Annotated in this window: 15 protein-coding genes; 8 read left to right on the forward strand and 7 right to left on the reverse strand. The window is 64.5% G+C overall.

Annotated features, from left to right (window positions below):
- The first annotated feature begins 78 nt into the window (after window positions 1-78).
- The 5 genes from KSS94_RS13605 (at window position 79) to KSS94_RS13625 (ending at window position 5,793) form a co-directional block, all read left to right on the forward strand.
- A complete protein-coding gene (locus tag KSS94_RS13605) occupies window positions 79-1,053 on the forward strand; it encodes a DUF535 family protein (protein WP_217843483.1) in 975 nt (324 codons plus the stop codon).
- Between the two features lie 33 nt (window positions 1,054-1,086).
- Entirely contained in the window at window positions 1,087-2,289 is a 1,203-nt protein-coding gene (locus KSS94_RS13610; RefSeq protein WP_217843484.1) for a glycosyltransferase family 4 protein, read from the forward strand.
- A complete protein-coding gene (locus KSS94_RS13615) occupies window positions 2,286-3,476 on the forward strand; it encodes a glycosyltransferase family 2 protein (RefSeq protein WP_217843485.1) in 1,191 nt (396 codons plus the stop codon). Before KSS94_RS13610 ends, KSS94_RS13615 begins: the two co-directional genes overlap by 4 nt.
- Entirely contained in the window at window positions 3,473-4,216 is a 744-nt protein-coding gene (locus KSS94_RS13620; protein ID WP_217843486.1) for a WecB/TagA/CpsF family glycosyltransferase, read from the forward strand. Before KSS94_RS13615 ends, KSS94_RS13620 begins: the two co-directional genes overlap by 4 nt.
- A 149-nt stretch (window positions 4,217-4,365) precedes the next feature.
- Entirely contained in the window at window positions 4,366-5,793 is a 1,428-nt protein-coding gene (locus KSS94_RS13625) for an undecaprenyl-phosphate glucose phosphotransferase (protein WP_217843487.1), read from the forward strand.
- A gap of 943 nt (window positions 5,794-6,736) precedes the next feature.
- Here the strand turns inward: KSS94_RS13625 and KSS94_RS13635 are convergent.
- Window positions 6,737-7,672 (reverse strand): LysR substrate-binding domain-containing protein, encoded by a 936-nt coding sequence (locus tag KSS94_RS13635; RefSeq protein ID WP_217838636.1) that lies wholly within the window; start codon window positions 7,670-7,672, stop codon window positions 6,737-6,739.
- Between the two features lie 146 nt (window positions 7,673-7,818).
- Here KSS94_RS13635 and KSS94_RS13640 point away from each other — a divergent pair, with 146 nt between their 5' ends.
- Together KSS94_RS13640 and KSS94_RS13645 are read left to right on the forward strand one after the other, a co-directional pair.
- Window positions 7,819-9,195: an L-serine ammonia-lyase gene (locus KSS94_RS13640; RefSeq protein WP_217838637.1), complete on the forward strand. Its 1,377-nt coding sequence runs from the start codon at window positions 7,819-7,821 to the stop codon at window positions 9,193-9,195.
- Window positions 9,196-9,354: 159 nt separating this feature from the next.
- Window positions 9,355-10,662 (forward strand): serine/threonine transporter, encoded by a 1,308-nt coding sequence (locus KSS94_RS13645; protein WP_217838638.1) that lies wholly within the window; start codon window positions 9,355-9,357, stop codon window positions 10,660-10,662.
- 84 nt (window positions 10,663-10,746) lie between these two features.
- Here the strand turns inward: KSS94_RS13645 and KSS94_RS13650 are convergent, their stop codons facing one another.
- The 6 genes from KSS94_RS13650 to KSS94_RS13675 all read right to left on the reverse strand — a co-directional run bounded on the left by KSS94_RS13650 (window position 10,747) and on the right by KSS94_RS13675 (window position 17,130).
- Entirely contained in the window at window positions 10,747-11,196 is a 450-nt protein-coding gene (locus KSS94_RS13650; RefSeq protein WP_217838639.1) for a DUF1842 domain-containing protein, read from the reverse strand.
- 19 nt (window positions 11,197-11,215) lie between these two features.
- Window positions 11,216-11,809 carry a DUF1842 domain-containing protein gene (locus KSS94_RS13655; RefSeq protein WP_217838640.1) on the reverse strand — a complete coding sequence of 198 codons (594 nt, stop codon included), beginning with the start codon at window positions 11,807-11,809 and terminating at the stop codon, window positions 11,216-11,218.
- A gap of 262 nt (window positions 11,810-12,071) precedes the next feature.
- Window positions 12,072-12,752 (reverse strand): DUF3313 domain-containing protein, encoded by a 681-nt coding sequence (locus KSS94_RS13660; protein WP_217838641.1) that lies wholly within the window; start codon window positions 12,750-12,752, stop codon window positions 12,072-12,074.
- Window positions 12,753-13,238: 486 nt separating this feature from the next.
- A complete protein-coding gene (locus tag KSS94_RS13665; protein ID WP_217838642.1) occupies window positions 13,239-14,534 on the reverse strand; it encodes an NAD(P)/FAD-dependent oxidoreductase in 1,296 nt (431 codons plus the stop codon).
- A gap of 13 nt (window positions 14,535-14,547) precedes the next feature.
- On the reverse strand, window positions 14,548-15,636 hold the full coding sequence (locus KSS94_RS13670; protein ID WP_217838643.1) for a polyamine ABC transporter substrate-binding protein: 1,089 nt from the start codon (window positions 15,634-15,636) through the stop codon (window positions 14,548-14,550).
- A gap of 135 nt (window positions 15,637-15,771) precedes the next feature.
- A complete protein-coding gene (locus tag KSS94_RS13675) occupies window positions 15,772-17,130 on the reverse strand; it encodes a glutamine synthetase family protein (RefSeq protein WP_217838644.1) in 1,359 nt (452 codons plus the stop codon).
- Between the two features lie 164 nt (window positions 17,131-17,294).
- On the opposite strand from KSS94_RS13675, the gene KSS94_RS13680 reads away from it, so the two are divergent.
- Window positions 17,295-18,194: a helix-turn-helix domain-containing protein gene (locus KSS94_RS13680; protein ID WP_217838645.1), complete on the forward strand. Its 900-nt coding sequence runs from the start codon at window positions 17,295-17,297 to the stop codon at window positions 18,192-18,194.
- Window positions 18,195-18,539: the final 345 nt, after the last annotated feature.

An 18,539-nucleotide genomic window follows, 5' to 3' on the forward strand; every position in this document is an offset into this window, starting at 1 on the left:
GAAGGCTATGCGGTACCTGCGGGAGCGGCTTTAGCCGCGAAGCAGACAGCGCGGTGCGGTCAGGTTCAAGGGAGGCCTATGTGGGCTAAAACGATCGTCAAAAGCGTACTCACCCTGCAACCGGGGTATTCGTTGCGCGCGCTCAAGGGCAGCCTGAAGCTTACGCAGCACATCGCCCGGCAATGGCCGGCGCTCAAGCCGTTTTTGCAGCGCATGCACGCCGCGTTGGGCGAGCAGGGCTTCGAGCGGCTGGGCGTCGACTGCATCGGTGTGGTGCACTGGCCCTACATCAGCAAGGGCTGGCAGGCGCCCGAGCGGCTCGAGGCCATTGCCTCCCACTACGAAGTGGTGGCCCGGCAGTTCCCGCAGCTATTGCTGCTGGGCCGGGAGGAACGGCTGGTGCTGTGCGACCTTTGCGACCTGTGTGCCGGCAGTTCCCTGGTGCTGGACCGGGCGATCTGGTTCAAGCGCGAAGGGGAGCTGGTACTCAACCTGTTCCAGGGTGATCTTCGGGTCGCCTCGCTGGCCTTCACCCTGCGCCAGGCCGATGAAGGCCTGTGCCTGTTCGTGGGGGCGGTGCAGGGTATTCACAAAGGCGTCGACAGCGAGACTTCGCTGAACATCTACCGCGAGCTGACCAAGGACTTCGAAGGCCTGCGCCCTCGCAGCCTGTTGCTCGAAGTGCTCAAGTGCCTGGCCAGGGCCCTGGGGGTCACCCACCTGTACGTGGTGGCTGACCAGTACCGGCACCACCGCCACCCGTATTTTGGCCGGGAAAAGGCCCTGGACGTTGCCGCCAACTACGATGTGATCTGGGAGGAGAGCGGTGCGACCCCCTCGTCCCGGGAGGGCTTCTTCAGCCTGGCGCTGCCGGCAACCCAGCGGGCCGCAGAAGCTATCCCGGCGAAAAAACGCGCCATGTACCGGCGCCGGCAAGCCTTGCTGGAAGAGGTTTTCGCAAGGCTGCAAGCCACGCTGCCGGGGGGCGGCAACGCGACGGGCAGCACTGCGCCCAGGCCGCTGGGTAGCGCCCTCAGCCTGCAAGGCGACTGAACATTCATTACCGGGACAAGGTGTCGGGGGCTTATGCGTATCGCCTATTTCATCAACCAGTACCCCAAGGTCAGCCACAGTTTCATCCGCCGGGAAATCCTCGCCCTGGAGCGCCAGGGCCTGGAAGTGCAGCGCTTTGCCCTGCGTGGCTGGGACGCCGAACTGCTAGACCCCGAAGATATCGCCGAGCGTGAGCGCACCCGCTATGTGCTGCAGGGCGGCCTCAAGGGGCTGTTGCGGCCCATGCTGCAGGTGCTGCGGGCCACGCCGAAACGCTTCGGCGCAGCGCTGTACCTGGCCCTGCGCGTGGGTTGGCGCGCAGACCGCCCATGGCCTTACCACCTGATTTACCTGGCCGAGGCCTGCCAATTGCTGCAGTGGTTGCAGGCGGCCGGCAGCGAGCACGTGCATGCGCATTTCGGCACCAACTCCACTGAAGTGGTGATGCTGGCCAACGCCCTGGGCGGGCCCGGTTACAGCTTTACCGTGCACGGCCCCGAAGAGTTCGACAAACCGCAGTTCCTGCACCTGGGCGAAAAGGTGCGCCGCGCCGCGTTCGTGGTGGCGGTCAGCGACTACGGGCGCAGTCAGCTGTACCGCTGGGTGGCCCACGAGCACTGGGCCAAGGTCAGGGTGGTGCATTGCGGGCTTGAGCGCAGCTTCCACGACGTGCCGCCGGTAGCGGTGCCAGATGTGCCCCGGCTGGTCTGCGTCGGCCGCCTGTGCGAGCAGAAGGGCCAGTTGCTGCTGCTGGAAGCTGCACGGCAGCTGGCGCAGCGTGGCCTGGGCTTTGAGCTGGTATTGGCCGGTGATGGTGAGCTGCGCGCGCCGATCGAGGCGCTGGTGGCCCGGCATGGCTTGCAGGCGCAGGTGCGGATTACCGGCTGGGTCAGCGGCGCGCGGGTGCGCGAGGAGTTGCTGGCTGCCCGCGCCCTGGTGCTGCCCAGCTTCGCCGAGGGGCTGCCGGTGGTGATCATGGAGGCCATGGCCTTGCGCCGGCCGGTGCTGACCACCTACGTGGCGGGCATCCCCGAGTTGGTGCAACCTGGCGAAAATGGCTGGCTGTTCCCGGCAGGGTCAGTCGAGGCGCTGGTCGAGGCGCTGGCCGCGTGCCTGGCGACGCCTGTGGCAAGGCTGCAGGCCATGGGCGAGGCGGCGCATCAGCGGGTGATCGAGCGCCACGCCATCGATACCGAAGCGGCCCGGCTGGCCGAGCTGTTCAGGGGATCGCCATGACGATGCTGCTGGCTTGGCTGTTGGCGGCACTGGCACTGCTGATGCTGCTGCCGGTGTTGGTACTGTTGGCCCAGGTACTGCTGGCCTGCCTGCCGTTGCGCTCGCCGGCGCTTGCCCCGGGGGTGCGCGGCCCCTTGGCGGTGTTGGTGCCGGCGCATGACGAGGCGGCGGTGATCCGCGCGACCTTGGCCTGCATCCGCCTGCAACTGCTTGAGGGCGACCGCTTGCTGGTGGTGGCCGACAACTGCAGCGACGACACCGCGGCCCTGGCCCGGGCCTGTGGCGCCGAAGTGGTGGAGCGCAGCGATGCGCAGCACCGTGGCAAGGGCTATGCCCTGGATTACGGCGTGCGCCACCTGGCGGCGGCACCGCCGCAGGTGCTGGTGATCATCGATGCCGATTGCCAGGTGGGCGAGGGCGCCATCGACCGTCTGGCGCGCAGTTGCCTGGCCAGTGAACGGCCGGTCCAGGCGTTGTACCTGATGCGTGCGCCGGCCGGCGCCGGGCTCAAGGTTCTGGTTGCCGAGTTCGCCTGGCGGGTGAAAAACCTGGTGCGGCCCCGGGGTTGGGCGCGGCTGGGCTTGCCCTGCCAGCTGATGGGCGCAGGCATGGCCTTTTTGTGGCGCGACCTGGCCAAGGTCGAGCTGGCCAGCGGGCATCTGGTCGAAGACCTCAAGCTGGGCCTGGACTTCTGCCGCCAGGGCAAGCCGCCGTTATTCTGCCCGCAGGCACTGGTCAGCAGCCAGTTCCCCGGCAGCGACGAGGGCCTGAGCAGCCAGCGCAAACGTTGGGAACATGGCCACCTGGGGGTGGTGCTGGCCGACGCCCCGCGGCTGTTGGCAACCGCCGTGGCGCAGGGCAACAGCCGCTTGCTGGCCATGGCCCTCGACTTGCTGGTGCCGCCGCTGGCGTTGCTGAGCTTGCTGTCGGCGGCCACTTTCCTGCTGTGCTGGTTGGCCTTCGTGGCGTTCGGTGTGCTGGCCCCGGCACTGTTGGCCACGCTCGCGCTGGTGCTGTTGAGCGCCTCGGTAGTGCTGGCCTGGGCGCGCTTTGCCCGGGAGCAGATTGCCTTTTCGGTGCTGCTTTACGCGCCGCTGTATGCGATGAAGAAGATCCCGCTGTACCTGGGCTTTCTGATTCGTCGCCAGGTCGAGTGGGTGCGTTCGAAACGGGATGATGACCAATGAACCAGGGTGACTGGCAAGGCCGCTGGGCAGTGATTCTGGACAAGCTGCACCTGGTGGGTGATGGCACGCAGGAGCAAGGCGTGCTCGATGCACTGAGCCACCCCGCAGCACCGACGGTGCTGGGCTTCGTCAATGCCCATGCACTCAACCTGGTCGCAGGCGACGGCCGCTATGCCGCCTCGCTGTCGGCCGCCGACCTGTTGCTGCGCGACGGCGGCGGCATGGCGATCCTGTTGCGCAGGCTGGGCCGTGAGCCTGGGCTGAACATGAACGGCACCGACCTGATCCCGCGCCTGTTGCAGGCCTATCAGGGCCGGCGGGTGGCGTTCTGGGGCACCCGCGAGCCCTACCTGAGCCAGGCGGCAGCGCATTGCCAGGCACGTTATGGGGTGGACATCGTCTCGCGGCACGAGGGTTTTGCCGGCACCGATACCTACCTGGCGCTGGCCCGGAGCCTGCAGCCGGAGCTGATCGTGCTGGGCATGGGTATGCCCCGGCAGGAAGCCGTGGCCGCAAGCCTTGCCGCCCTGGGCCAACCGTGCCTGATCGTGTGCGGCGGGGCGATCCTGGATTTTCTTGGCGGCAAGGTCAGCCGCGCGCCGCGCTGGCTGCGCCGGCTGGGCGGCGAGTGGCTGTACCGCCTGGCCAGGGAGCCGCGGCGCCTGTTCATGCGCTATGTGGTGGGCAACCCGCTGTTTTTGCTGCGTACGGTGTTTTACCCGCGTTACAGACCGCGATGAACGCGGGGTGCTGCTACAGTGATATCAACCGCCCCGGCACCCCGTGCACCAGCCTCGCAAGCGTTGAATGAAGCGCCTGCTGCCTGGTCCGGCAAGGCTTTGCCCAGGGGCCAGAATGCTGGCGACGCTCATTTCGACGAGGCCTGACAATGGTGTTCGAACCCCGCAGCAGCCGTGCCTTGCTCCAGCGCAGAAGCAGCGTCAGCAACGCCATTCAGGCGGGCCTGGACGGCATCGCCGTCACCGGTGTTGCCTGGTACCTGATTTACCAGGAGATCGGCTACCTCACCTCCGACTACGTCATCATGCTGTTGCTGCTGATCGGTGCACTGGCGGTGATCTACGACCACTACGCCATCTACCGCACCAACGTCGGCCTGACGGTCAAGGCGTTTCGGCTGTTCAAGGCCTGGTCGGCGACCTTTTGCTTCCTGGTGGTCATGGCCTTCCTCACCAAACAGAGCGAAACCTATTCACGGTTGCTGGTGGCCGAGCTGTTCGTCATCGGCTATTTCGTGCAGTTGTTTTTGCACATTGCCGTGCGCGAGGTGCAGAAGCGCTTCATGGCCCATGCCTACCGCATGGAGAACGCGCTGATCATCGGCGCGGGTGACCTGGCGAATTTTCTGTATCAGAAAATCAGCAACAACCCCTGGCTGGGGGAGCGGGTGGTGGGCTGCGTGCTGCTTGACCAGGACGCCGAGCAGGCGAAGATCGCCACGGGGGAGGGCAAGGAGCCGTTGCCGGTGCTGGGCAAGATCGAGGACCTCGATGCCATCGTCACCCAGCATGCCATCCGCACGGTATACCTGGTGACGCCGCTGGCGGGCTCCGAGGTGATCAACGATGTGTACCTGAAGCTTTTGGAAAAGTGCATTGCGGTGAACTGGGTGCCGGACATTTTCTCCCTGCGCCTGATCAACCACAGCGTGCGCGAGATTGCCGGCATTCCGGTGCTGACCTTGTCGGAAACACCGCTGACTGGCATGAGCCTGTTCCTCAAGAACATCGAGGACCGGGTGCTGGCGGCGCTGATTCTGCTGGGCATCTCGCCGATCCTGCTGGTGCTGGCGGTGGTGATCAAGCTCGACAGCCCGGGGCCGGTGTTTTTCCGCCAGGAGCGCATGGGCTGGACTGGTGAATCATTCCGTATCTGGAAGTTTCGCAGCATGAAGGTGCACCAGCCGCAGGGCGGAGTACTGCAGCAGGCGCAGAAGAACGACCCGCGGCTGACGCGCATCGGGGCGTTCATTCGCCGAACCAGCCTTGACGAGCTGCCGCAGCTGTTCAACGTGCTGACCGGCGAGATGTCGCTGGTGGGGCCGCGGCCCCATGCGCTGCAGCATGACACCCAGTATTCGCAGGATATCGTCGACTACTTTGCCCGGCACAATATCAAGCCGGGGATGACCGGGTTGGCGCAGGTACGGGGGTTTCGGGGGGAGACCAAGGATATTGCGCAGATGATCCAGCGGGTTAATTCGGATATCGAGTACATCAACAATTGGTCGTTGTGGTTGGATTTTGTGATTTTGGTGCGGACGGTGAATGCTTTTACTGGGAAACAGGCTTATTGAGTTGGGTTTGTTTGTTTGTTTGTTGGTTGGTTGGTTGGTTGGTTGGTTGGTTGGTTGGTTGGTTGGTTGGTTGGTTGGTTTGAAAATTGTATGCGCATTCATTATTTGTAGTGACGCTTATTCACCTTTCCGCCCTTACGGCGGGTAACTTTTTGAAGGATCAAAAAGTCACCAAAAAATCCCCGCTCCATTCATCCGGCCCCTGCGCTTCGCTCCGGGGTACCCTCACTCCGGGCTTGCTCCGGGGGTACGCGCCGACGGGCCGTCCCTGGCCCGATCGGCGCTCGACCGGCATCCATGCCGGTCGCCCCCCTGCGCAATCCCTGCGTTCGGCCTCCTGAAGTCGCGAAGTTAGGGGCGGCGCCTGCACTGGCGCAGCTAACCGCTAGTTGCATTTGAGGGACCTCAGGATTGCAATCGCCGGCAAGCCGGCTCCTACAGTGGAACGCATTAATTTAAATAATGCGTAACCCTGTAGGAGCCGGCGATAGGGCCCGAACAAACAACACATCAATAACAATCAAACCAACATCCCAGCTATTGATCTGGCTGTTGATCTGGCTGTTGATCCGGCTGTTGATCTTGCTTCTAAGCGCGCAATAGCCCAGGCAACACAAATCGCGACTTCAGGAGGCCGAGCGTAGGGCTTGCGTAGGAGGGCGACCGGCATGGATGCCGGTCGAGCGCCGATCGGGCCAGGGACGGCCCGTCGGCGCGTACCTCCGGAGCAAGCCCGGAGCGAGGGAACCCCCGAAGCGCAGCGTAGGGGGCCGGATGATGGGAGCAGGCGGCTTTGCCTACTTTGGCCAAGACCAAAGTAGGCCGCCGTAAGGGCGGAAAGGTGACAAAAAGCCGCCATCGTCAATGAATGCGCATACATCTCCCAAAGCAATAACCATAATCCCCGAACCCGAACCCGAACCCGAACCCGAACCCCAAAGCCCTACCCCATCGGATGCAAAACCCTGAACCCCTGCGCCTCCTCAACCAACCAGTCATGCACCGCCCGAGCCCCCGGCTGGGTAAGCCCCCCCGGTGGATACAGCAGCACATAGCGCTTGTGGTTGGCGATCGGCACCCCAAACGGCACGATCAACGCCCCACGCTCCAGCTCGTCATTGAGCAAGGTCCGCCGGGCAATGGCCACGCCAATCCCGGCGATCGCGGCCTCGATGGTCAAGTGGTTGCGATTGAACGTATGCCCGCGCCGCACATCCAGCCCGCCCGCGCCAATGCCCGCCAGGTAGAACTCCCACTCCGCATACTCCGAACTGCCGCGCCAGGCGGTGATGTCGTGCAGCAGCGGGTAGTGCACCAGGTCCGCCGGCCCGTGCAGCGGCGGCCGGCCACGCAACAGGGCAGGGGAGCAGACCGGGAAGATCTGCTCGTCCAGCAGCGGGGTCGACAGCATGCCCGGGTAGCTGCCGTCGTTGAGGTCGATGGCCAGGTCGAAGTCCTGCGGGTGCAGTGCCTGGTTGCTGTCCTCCGCGACCAGGCGCAGCTCGATGTCCGGGTAGCGCTGCTGGAACCGCGGCAACCGCGGGGTCAGCCACTTGGCCAGGAACGACGGGATCGATCGCAGGCGCAAGGTGCCGCGGATCTCGCCGGCATCCAGGCGCAGCAGTTCGGCCTCGATGCTGCCGTAAGCCTCGGCCACCGTCTGCGCCAACCGCTGACCCTCCGCAGTCAACTCCACGCCCCGGGCCTTGCGCAGGAACAGGCGAAAGCCCAGGCGCTCCTCCAGCTGGCGCATCTGTTGGCTGACCGCACCGGGGGTAATGTGCAGCTCCTCGGCGCAGCGGGTGAACGACAGGTGCCGGGCCGCGCACGCGAATACATGCAACCACACGTACACCTGGCCGTTGAGTTGGCCTTTCATGGTTTAGTCCTGCTAAAGGCTTGTGTAGGAACTTTCGTTGGTCATCGACCTAGGAGCGCGTCAGTATCGCCCAAGTTGGCAATACCGCTCAAATTTCTCAAAACGCCGTGGACCAGCGGTTTTTACCGTCACGGCAAGGCATTAGCATGGCTATCAGTGTTTTCGACCTTTTCAAGATTGGCATCGGCCCGTCCAGCTCCCATACCGTCGGCCCCATGCGCGCTGCGGCGACCTTCGCCCAGGCACTGCGCGAGCGAGGCCTGCTGGCACAGGTGACCCGCGTCGAGGTGCGCCTGTACGGCTCGTTGTCGGCCACCGGGGTTGGCCACGCCACCGACCGCGCCTGCCTGCTGGGCCTGATGGGGCAATGGCCCGACCGCATCGACCCGCACAGCATCGAGCCGCGCATCGACCAGTTGATGCAGGAGCAGTGCCTGATGCTTGATGGCCGCCAGCCGGTCGAATTCCAGTACAGCCGCGACATGCGCCTGCTGGACGAAAACCTGCCGTACCACCCCAACGCCATGACCCTGGAGAGTTTTGACGGGCAGGGCAGCCAGTTCAGCCAGACCTACTACTCCATCGGCGGCGGCTTCATCATCGAGCAAGCCGAGCTCGATTCACCCCAAGGCGTCAGCAGCCAGGTGGAGTTCCCCTACGAGTTCAACAGCGGCGCCGAACTGCTGGCCCTGTGCAAACAGCACAACTTGAGCGTCAGCCAGCTGATGATGGCCAACGAACGCGCTTGGCGCAGTGAAGCCGAGGTGCGTGAAGGCCTGCTGAAAATCTGGGCGGCCATGGGCGAGTGCGTGGCCAACGGCCTGCGCAACGAGGGCATTCTGCCGGGCGGGCTCAAGGTCAAGCGCCGCGCCGCCAAGCTGCACCGCAGCCTGCAGGAGCTGGGCAAGCCCAACGTGATCGGCTCGACCTTGAGCGCGATGGAGTGGGTGAACCTGTTCGCCCTGGCGGTCAACGAAGAGAACGCCGCCGGCGGGCGCATGGTCACCGCGCCCACCAATGGCGCGGCGGGCATCATCCCGGCGGTGCTGCATTACTACATGAAGTTCAACCCCGATGCCTGCGACGACGACGTGGTGGCGTTCCTGCTCGCCGCTGCCGCCGTGGGCATTTTGTGCAAGAAGAACGCCTCCATTTCCGGTGCCGAAGTGGGCTGCCAGGGCGAGGTGGGCTCGGCCTGTTCCATGGCCGCTGCGGGCCTGGCCGAAGTGCTGGGTGCCACACCGCCGCAACTGGAAAACGCCGCCGAAATTGCCCTTGAACACAACCTCGGCCTGACCTGCGACCCGGTCGGCGGCCTGGTGCAGGTGCCGTGTATCGAGCGCAACGCCATTGCCGCAGTCAAGGCGATCAACGCCGTGCAGATGGCCCTGCGCGGTGACGGTGAGCACTTCATTTCCCTCGACCGGGTGATCCGCACCATGCGCGACACCGGCGCCGACATGCACGCCAACTACAAGGAAACCTCCCGCGGCGGCCTGGCCGTGGCCTTCGTCGAATGCTGAATCTCCCCCTGTAGGAGCCGGCTTGCCGGCGATGGCGTCGGCAGCACCATCAATAGTGCCTGCAAGGGCCTCATCGCCGGCAAGCGGGCTCCTACAAGGCCCCCGTAAACCGCAGCACCCGCAACACCCGCAACAAAAACAACTACAAGGCGATACCTCATGACTGATGTACACAGCACCACGACCGTTCGTGCGGATTCGGCTGCCCCGGCTTCGGCCCAGGGCTCGACCACCTGGAACCGCCACGACACCACCTGGGCCCTTGGCCTGTACGGCACTGCCATCGGTGCCGGCACCCTGTTCCTGCCGATCAACGCCGGGGTAGGCGGCTTCTGGCCGCTGCTGATCCTCGCGCTGCTGGCCTTCCCCATGACCTTCTTCGCCCACCGGGCACTGACCCGCTTCGTGCTGTCCGGGCGCAAGGGCGGCAGCGAAGACATCACCGAGGTGGTGGAGGAGCACTTCGGCGTGGGCGCCGGCAAGCTCATCACCTTGCTGTACTTCTTCGCCATCTTCCCCATTTTGCTGGTGTACAGCGTGGCGCTGACCAACACCCTGACCAGCTTCCTCGAACACCAGCTGCACCTGAACGCACCGCCCCGGGCCTTGCTGGCATTGCTGCTGATCTGCGGGCTGATGATCATCGTGCGCTGCGGCCAGCAACTGATCGTCAAGGCCATGAGCCTGCTGGTGTACCCCTTCGTCGCCTCGTTGCTGCTGCTGGCGGTGAGCCTGGTACCGAACTGGAACGGCGCCTTCTTCGCCCAGGCCAGTGAAGGCTTGAGCGCCTCGAAGCTGCTGCTGACCCTGTGGCTGGCCATCCCGGTGATGGTGTTCTCGTTCAACCACTCGCCGATCATCTCGGCGTTTGCCGTTGACCAGAAGCACCGCTACGGCGCCGACGCCGACCGCAAGAGCGGCCGCACCCTGGCCACCGCCCACCTGATGATGGTGCTGACGGTGATGTTCTTCTGCTTCAGCTGCGTACTGGCCTTGAGCCCGGCCGACCTGAGCGCGGCCAAGGCGCAGAACATCTCGATCCTGTCGTACCTGGCCAACCACTTCCAGACCCCGGTCATCGCCTTTGTCGCGCCACTGATCGCCCTGGTGGCCATCACCAAGTCGTTCCTCGGCCACTACATCGGTGCCAGCGAAGGCTTCCAGGGCATGATCGTCAAGAGCCTGCGCGGGCGCAGCAAGAGCTGGCCGGCCAAGCGCCTGGAGCGCGCAACAGCCTTGTTCATGGTGCTGACCTGCTGGGCGGTGGCCACCCTCAACCCAAGTATTCTCGGGCTGATCGAGAGCCTCGGCGGGCCGGTGATTGCCTGCCTGCTGTTCCTCATGCCGATGTACGCGGTGCACAAGGTGCCGGCGCTGCGCCAGTATTCGGGCCGGCTGTCGAATGTGTTCGTGGTGCTGGTCGGGTTGATCACACTGTCGGCGATCGCCTACAGCCTGGCTGCCTGAGCCAAAAATGAATCGCGGGGCAAGCCCGCTCCCACGCTGCAATTGCGGCGTGGGAGCGGGCTTGCCCCGCGAACGTCTTTCAGGTCAGGCGCTTTCCAGGTGCTTGATCGCCGCCTTCAGGCGTTCGCCAGGCTGGTGCTGGTGGACAATGTCCGGTGCCTTGCGCACCACGCCGTGCTGATCGACCCAGTGGCCCTGGATGAAGTAGCGGTAGGTGGCGGTGCCCTTGTTCCAGCCGGCATCCAGCAGCCCTTGCAGGTGGAAGGTCTGGGCGATCTGGCTGAGCGGGCCGCTGGGGCTGCCGTCCAGGTGCAGCACGATCGACGGCGCGCCTGTCGGGGCGAACGGCAGCTCGCTGTAGCTGCCCCACACATCGGCATGGAAGTTCACCACCGGATAAGTGGCCTGGGAAGTGCGGGCAGTGCCGGTGACTTTCTTCTGCACCACGTTCACCAACAGGTCGAGGGTAAGTACCGGGGCGCCGAGCAGCCCGGTGCTGACGTTCAGGCGGGTATGGAAAAGACCGATGGCCATGCTGATTCTCCTTGTCTGCTCAGGCTTTTTTGGCGGCCTTGGCGGCCGGGCTCTTGGTCGATGCGATGGCCTGGTCCAGGGCTTTGCCCACGGCGCCGCTGGCCAGTTGCTTGAGCTGGGCGACATCACCGGTGGCGATGGCCGCTTCCAGGGTGGCGCTGTGCAGCTCGTGCTGCTGGTCGACACCGGCCAGTTGCTGGATGCGCTGGCCTTCGAGCACTGCCGGCACCTTCTCCAGCACCACCCAGCGCTGGTTGTTGTAATAGCGGTAGTTGGTTACGCCGTGTTGCCAGTCCAGGTCCAGCAGCAGGTGCAGGTCGAACTGTTGCGCCGAGTTGGCATGTGGGCCGCCTTGGTTGCCGCGGGCGGTGAGCAGGATGCGGCCTTCGCCTGGTGGCTGCACGGTGAGGTAGGTGTAGGTGCCCCACACATCCAGGTGCAGGTCCAGCGGCGGGTTGGTGGCCTGGGTGATCACCGCGGTGCCGCGCACGCTGCGGTCGGGGGTGTAGACCAGCAGGTCCAGTTGCAGGCGTTGCGCGCCGGCCTGGCCGGTGGTGATCAGGTAGGACACCGGGAACAGGCCGGCAGGTGGTGGGATAAGCGCTTCAGACATGATTGCCTCCAATGCATTCGATGGATGAACGACAAATCGATACCGATGCATGCTCAGGCGGGCGAAAGAGGCGGGGGAGCGGGGGAGACCGGGCCTGGATGAGGCTTGCCCGGTGCGAGCGGCTGTTGGCAGCCGGCTTGTGCAGCCATCCCTGGTACGCGGTGCCGCCTGCCTGGCAGCCCGCTTGAGTAAAGCAGGGCGGCCAGGCAGTGATGGCATTTTTACAGCATGTCCGACGAGCGGTCAGAAGCGGACCGAAGGGTCACTTTTTCGCTTTCTGTTGCAGGCTCACGAAACTGCGGCGCATGTCGCTGGCCCAGCCGTCAAGCACCGGTTTGACATCGTTCAGGGTCAGCTTCTGGGTGTCGTTCTCCAGCTCCTTGCCGCTGCCTTTGCGCACCACCTGGGCCAGGACCTTCTGGCTGCTGCCGTCGAGGAATGCCGCTTCGACGGCGATATCCACGTCCTGGTCGCGCCCTCCGGCGGCGGTGTTCACTGCGGCAGCCACCAGGGCGATCGGGATTACCTCGTAGGGTTTTAGCCCCTGCGTACTGGTGGACACCGCGGTGATGGCCGGGCGTACCACGATGGTGTCCGGGCCGGGCGCCTTGACCAGCGTCAGCACGCTACCCAGCTCGCGGCGCATGGCTTCGTTGAAGTAGCGGGTAATGTCCTGCAGGGTTTGCGCCGAGATCACCTCGGTGGGTTGCGGCTTGGGGTAGAACTGGCTCGGCTCGATGAATACCTTGGTGTACTGGCTGGCCTTGATGTCCGGGTCGATCCAGCGCATCACCGGCGCACCGGAGACGCTTTCGGCCGGCTTCAGGCGGCTGTAGTCCTTGAGAAAGCCTGAGTAGTCCTTGGGGTCGACACGGTTGCTGGAACAGGCGACCAGGGCCAGCAGGGCAGCACACAGCAGGGTGGCGCGAGGCAGTTGCTTCATGATCAGAGGCTTCCATGAGGGGAGAGGCCAGAACAACGCTAGCAGGTGCTTGGCGGTTGGCCAGTAGCCTGAAAGCCATCCTTTGAGGAAAACCCTTCAAGGTCGCAGAACCCTTCGATATCCGCAGCAGCAACGTTCTTGTGCTGGCTGTACCGGCCCAATCGCCGGCAAGCCGGCTCCCACAGTTGACGTATTAACCTGGCCCAACGCATTCCCCTGTAGGAGATCACCCAGCCCTTCGGGCTGCGTTGCCGCGCAGAGAACTAATCTCGTTGATGCACCGCGCCCCTGTGGGAAGCGGCCTCGCCGGGGCGCCGTCCGGTCGAGATGGGGCGCGAAGCGGCCCCAAGGTCTCGGCTTCATGCAAAATTGCCGGGGCTGCTACGCAGCCCATCGCGACACGAGGCCGCTTCCCACAGAATCAATAGCTTGTAGTTTGTTCTATGAGGAGCCGGCAAGCCGGCTCCTGCAGCGCCTCTGCCAGGTTCAGCCCAACGCCTCACGCAACCGGTACCACAACATCCCCAGCGCCAGCAGCGGCGAGCGCAGTGCCTTGCCGCCGGGGAAGGTCAGGTGCGGCACCGCGCCGAACACATCCAGCCCCCGGCTGTGGCCGGTGGCAATGGCCTCGGCCAGCAGCTTGGCGGTCCAGTGCGTCACGTTCAGGCCATGCCCGGAATACCCCTGGGCGTAGAACACATTGGGGTGCTGGCCTAGCCGGCCGACCTGCGGGAAGCGGTTGGCCGTGATGCCGATCATGCCGCCCCACTGGTAGTCCAGGCGCACACCGGCCAGTTGCGGGAACACCTTGAGCACCTTGGGCAGCATGTAGGCGCCGATGTCCTTCGGGTCGCGTCCGGAATAGTGGCACGCGCCGCCGAACAGCAGGCGGCGGTCGGCGGTCAGGCGGTAGTAGTCCAGCCCTACCTTCTGGTCGCACAGCGCCATGTTCTGCGGTATCAAGCTGCCTGCCAGGTGCTCGGGCAACGGCTCGGTGGTCACCACATAGCTGCCGGCGGGCAGCACCTTGCCGCTCAGGCGCGGCTCCAGCTCATCGAGGTGGGCGTTGCAGCCCAGCACCAGGCTCTGCGCGCGCACCTTGCCGCGTGCGGTGTGCAGGGTCACGGTGCTGCCGTGCTCGATGCGCAGCACCGCGCTCTGTTCGAAAATGCGCACGCCCAGGCCATGGGCGGCTCGGGCTTCGCCCTGCACCAGGTCGAGCGGGTGCAGGTGGCCCGAGCCCATGTCCACCAGGCCGCCGGCATATTGCTCACTGGCGACGATCTCGTGCATGCGTTCAGGGCCGACCAGGCGGGTTTCGTGACGGTAGCCCAGCTCGTTCAGCTCGCGCAGCTCTTCGCTGAACGCCGCGTACTGCGCCGGGGTGTTGGCCAGTTCGCAGAAGCCCCAGCGCAGGTCGCACTGAATGCCGTACTGCTCGATGCGCCGGGCCACCAGCGCCACTGAATCGATGCCAGCCTGCTTGAGGTAGCGCACCCCGTCCTGACCAACGTGGCGGGCAAAGCCCGACACGTCATGGCCGATGCCGCGGATCAACTGGCCGCCGTTGCGCCCGCTGGCGCCCCAGCCGATGCGCCGGGCCTCCAGCAGCACCACCGACAGCCCGCGCTCGGCCAGCTCCAGGGCAGCGTTGACCCCGGTCAGGCCGCCGCCGACCACGCACACATCGGCCTGCAGGTCCTGGTCGAGCACAGGGTAGGGGGCTGCCTGGCGCGCACAAGCGGCGTAATAGGAAGCGGTATGTTCATTCATCTGTGGCATGGCAGCGCTCGGCTCAGCGGTTGGACTTGATCTTGCTCCAGGAACGGGTCATCACCCGCATGATCTGCGGGCTTGGAGTGCTGGACACATACAGCTTGTCGAGCACTTCCCGGGGCGGGTAGATCTCGGGGTTGTCGACCAGGGAGGCATCCATGTGCTGCTTGGCCTCAAGGTTGGCGTTGGCATAGCCCACGGTGGCACTGACCTTGGCGATCACCTGCGGGTCGAGCAGGTAGTTGATGAAGGCCAGCGCCTGTTCGGGGTTGGCCGAGTCCTTGGGGATGGCCAGCAGGTCGAACCACAGGTTGCTGCCTTCCTTGGGGATGCTGTAGGCGATCTTCACACCGTTCTTGGCCTCAACCGCGCGGTTGGCGGCCTGGAATACATCGCCCGAGTAGCCGAAGGCCACGCAGATGTCGCCGTTGGCAAGGTCGGACACGTACTTGGAGGAGTGGAAATAGGTGATATAAGGGCGCAGTTCCAGCAGGCGGGCTTCGGCCTTGGCGTAGTCGCCGGTTTTTTCGCTGCGCGGGTCCATGCCCATGTAGTTGAGTACCGCCGGGAACAGCTCGTCGGGCGAGTCCATGAACGCCACGCCGCACTGCTTGAGCTTCTTCAGGTTCTCGGGCTCGAACAGCACCGCCCAGGAGTCGACCTTGTCGATACCCAGCGCTGCCTTGACCTTCTCGACGTTGTAGCCGATGCCGTTGGTGCCCCACAGGTAGGGCACTGCGTATTGGTTGCCCGGGTCGTTCTGCTCAAGCTGCTTGAGCAGTTTCGGGTCCAGGTGCTTCCAGTTCGGCAGCTTGCTGCGGTCCAGCGGCAGGAATGCGCCGGCCTTGGCCTGGCGCGCCAGAAAGTGGTTGGAGGGCACCACCACGTCGTAGCCGGTGCGCCCGGCCAGCAGCTTGCCCTCAAGGGTTTCGTTGGAGTCGAACACGTCGTACACCACCTTGATCCCGCTGCTGGCCTGGAAGTCTGCCAGGGTGGTGTCACCGATGTAGTCGGTCCAGTTGTACACGCTCACCGTCGGCTGGGCCTGGGCGGCGGCGCCGAACAGCAGGGCCAGGGTTGCGGGGATCAGGGTTTGCTTGTGACGCATCTCGACACCTCGTTGGAATTGTTCTTCGTGTTTGGTGTATGGCGCCTGTAAGAGCCGGCTTGCCGGTGCCATGCGGGGCTTGCAAGGGCCTCATCGCCGGCAAGCCGGCTCCTACAGGGGTTGAGACAGCTGGGGTTACACGCTCAGCAGCAGGAACTCACGCTCCCACGAACTGATCACCCGCTTGAAGTTCTCGTGCTCGGCGCGCTTGACCGCCACATAGCCCTGCACGAACTGCTGGCCCAGGTACTGCTGCACCACCTCGCAGTCCTCCATGTGCTGCAGCGCGTCCTCGATGGTGATCGGCAGGCGCAGGTTGCGCCGTTCGTAGGCACGGCCCTGCACCGGGGCGCTGGGTTCGATGCGCTCGACCATGCCGATGTAGCCGCACAGCAGGCTGGCGGCGATGGCCAGGTAGGGGTTGGCGTCGGCGCCCGGCAGGCGGTTTTCCACGCGCATGGCCTCGGGGCTGGAGGTCGGCACGCGCAGGCCGGCGGTGCGGTTTTCTTCACCCCATTCGACGTTCACCGGCGCCGAGGTATCGGGCAGGAAGCGGCGGAACGAGTTGACGTTGGGCGCGAACATCGGCAACAGCTTGGGGATGTATTTTTGCAGGCCGCCGATGTGGTGCAGGAACAGTTCGCTCATCTGGCCGTCTTCGTTGGCGAAGATCGGTTTGCCGGTGGCGATGTCGATCACGCTCTGATGCAGGTGCATGGCACTGCCCGGCTCGTCGGTGATCGGCTTGGCCATGAAGGTCGCGGTGACGTTGTGCTTGAGCGCCGCCTCACGCATGGTGCGCTTGAACACGGTGATCTGGTCGGCCAGGTCCAGGGCGTCGCCGTGGCGGAAGTTGATCTCCATCTGCGCCGGACCGTCTTCGTGGATCAGCGTGTCCAGGTCCAGGCCCTGCAGTTCGCACCAGTCGTAGACGTCTTCGAACAGCGGGTCGAATTCGTTGGCCGCATCAATGGAGAACGACTGGCGGCCGCTTTCGGCACGGCCCGAGCGGCCCAGCGGCACTTGCAGCGGCAGGTCCGGGTCTTCGCAGCGCTGGGTGAGGTAAAACTCCATTTCCGGTGCGACGATCGGCTGCCAGCCCTTGTCGGCATACAGCTTGAGCACTTTCTTCAGCACGTTGCGCGGCGACAGTTCGATGGGGTTGCCGTGCTTGTCGAAGGTGTCGTGAATGACGATGGCGGTCGGTTCGATGGCCCAGGGGATCTGGTACACCGCCGTGGGGTCGGGGCGGCAGACCATGTCGATATCGGCGGCGTCGAGCAGGCTGTAGTAGATGTCATCGTCGACGTAATCGCCGGTAACGGTCTGCAGCAGCACGCTTTCTGGCAGGCGCATGCCGCGCTCATGGAGGAACTTGGCGGTCGGGGCGATCTTGCCGCGGGCGATGCCGGTCAGGTCGCTGATCACGCATTCGACTTCGGTGATCCGGTGTTCTTTCAGCCAGGTGGACAGCTGATCGAAGGGGGCGTTCATACAGACCTCTTGGTTGGGTTGTTGTGGTGGGCGGGCACGCGGCACATTGCACGCAGGCACTTCCCACGGGTGACGCTGAGGACTATCTTGGGCGCAGCCCTGCGGGGCGATCTATCCACTTTCTTCGCAGATCAATGCACCAAAAGAGTGCAATAGGACAGCGTGTGACAACGCCCATCGCCTTGCAGGTTCAGGACTTGCGCACCACCGATGTGACCGAGCAAATCCGCGCCACCCCTGGCTGGCAGCAGCAGTACCGGCAGATGTCCCCCGGGCATTTCAACGGCCAGTTGCGCTGGCTGTCGCTGGAGGGTGTGGAGGTGTACGAAGAGCGCCTGAACACCCGGGTAGAGCAGTTCTTCCGTGCGCCCAGCGGGGCCTTGGCGTTCTGCTTCGACCGCAGCGAGAACAGCCTGTACCTGCTCAACGAAGACAGCCGCAACATCTGGATCACCCCGGAGAACTACCAGGAGGTGGCAGTGGTGTTCGAGCAGCCGTTCCTGGCCAGCCACGGGCTGGATGTCGAGCGCCTGCGCGGCCTGTTCATGGTGCCTTTGACCTGCCAGCAGAACGCGCTGTTCGGTAACTGGCTGAGCGCCACCCTGACCCGCCTGGGGCAGGCCGATTGCCCGCTGGAGGGCCGGGCGCTGGCCGAGCAACTGCTGGAGGATTGCCTGTTCATACTGGACAACGCCGGCCAGCGCTTGCAGGGGGAGGCGCGGGAGCGGCGTGACGAGGAGCGGGCGATCATGCGCCGGGTCAGCGAGTGGGCCGCCGATTGCCCGGATGAAACCTTGAACCTAGTGGAACTGGCCCGGGTGGCCGGGGTTTCGGTGCGGCAACTGCAACAGGCGTTCAAGGGGTTCACCAACCTGCCGCCGGCGCATTGGCTGCGGTTGCGCAGGTTGAACGGGGCGCGGCGGGATTTATTGCGTGGGGCGGGGGAGGTGACTGTGGCGGAAGTGGCGATGCGTTGGTCGTTTTGGCATTTGGGGCGGTTTTCTGAAAGTTATCGGCAGTTGTTTCGGGAGTTGCCTAGCGAGACGTTGAGGCGTGGGCGTTAATTTTTTGGCCTGTTGATTTGATTCGGTTTGAGTTGGTTTGAGTTGGTTTTGAAAGTTGTATGCGCATTCATTATTTGTAGTGACGCTTATTCACCTTTCCGCCCTTACGGCGGCTCACTTTTTGAAGCATCAAAAAGTAAGCAAAAAATGCTCGCTCCATTCATCAGCCCCGCCCGCGGCGGGGTTCCCTCACTCCGGGCTTGCTCCGGGGGGACGCGCCGACGGGCCGTCCCTGGCCCGATCGGCGCTCGACCGGCATCCATGCCGGTCGCCCCCCTACGCAATCCCTGTGTTCGGCCTCCTGAAGTCGCGAAGTTAGGGGCGGCGCCTATCAGTACGCAGCTC

The organism is Pseudomonas fakonensis, assembly GCF_019139895.1.
GTDB classification, from domain to species: domain Bacteria; phylum Pseudomonadota; class Gammaproteobacteria; order Pseudomonadales; family Pseudomonadaceae; genus Aquipseudomonas; species Aquipseudomonas fakonensis.

What these genes read in the sequence shown, in the direction of transcription:
- KSS94_RS13670 (WP_217838643.1), bottom strand. Translation starts at nt 15,636, where the DNA reads ATGCGTCACAAGCAAACCCTGATCCCCGCAACCCTGGCCCTGCTGTTC.
- KSS94_RS13625 (WP_217843487.1), top strand. Translation starts at nt 4,366, where the DNA reads ATGGTGTTCGAACCCCGCAGCAGCCGTGCCTTGCTCCAGCGCAGAAGC.
- KSS94_RS13620 (WP_217843486.1), top strand. Translation starts at nt 3,473, where the DNA reads ATGAACCAGGGTGACTGGCAAGGCCGCTGGGCAGTGATTCTGGACAAG.
- KSS94_RS13605 (WP_217843483.1), top strand. Translation starts at nt 79, where the DNA reads ATGTGGGCTAAAACGATCGTCAAAAGCGTACTCACCCTGCAACCGGGG.
- KSS94_RS13650 (WP_217838639.1), bottom strand. Translation starts at nt 11,196, where the DNA reads ATGGCCATCGGTCTTTTCCATACCCGCCTGAACGTCAGCACCGGGCTG.
- KSS94_RS13640 (WP_217838637.1), top strand. Translation starts at nt 7,819, where the DNA reads ATGGCTATCAGTGTTTTCGACCTTTTCAAGATTGGCATCGGCCCGTCC.
- KSS94_RS13635 (WP_217838636.1), bottom strand. Translation starts at nt 7,672, where the DNA reads ATGAAAGGCCAACTCAACGGCCAGGTGTACGTGTGGTTGCATGTATTC.
- KSS94_RS13665 (WP_217838642.1), bottom strand. Translation starts at nt 14,534, where the DNA reads ATGCCACAGATGAATGAACATACCGCTTCCTATTACGCCGCTTGTGCG.
- KSS94_RS13660 (WP_217838641.1), bottom strand. Translation starts at nt 12,752, where the DNA reads ATGAAGCAACTGCCTCGCGCCACCCTGCTGTGTGCTGCCCTGCTGGCC.
- KSS94_RS13610 (WP_217843484.1), top strand. Translation starts at nt 1,087, where the DNA reads ATGCGTATCGCCTATTTCATCAACCAGTACCCCAAGGTCAGCCACAGT.
- KSS94_RS13655 (WP_217838640.1), bottom strand. Translation starts at nt 11,809, where the DNA reads ATGTCTGAAGCGCTTATCCCACCACCTGCCGGCCTGTTCCCGGTGTCC.
- KSS94_RS13675 (WP_217838644.1), bottom strand. Translation starts at nt 17,130, where the DNA reads ATGAACGCCCCCTTCGATCAGCTGTCCACCTGGCTGAAAGAACACCGG.
- KSS94_RS13615 (WP_217843485.1), top strand. Translation starts at nt 2,286, where the DNA reads ATGACGATGCTGCTGGCTTGGCTGTTGGCGGCACTGGCACTGCTGATG.
- KSS94_RS13645 (WP_217838638.1), top strand. Translation starts at nt 9,355, where the DNA reads ATGACTGATGTACACAGCACCACGACCGTTCGTGCGGATTCGGCTGCC.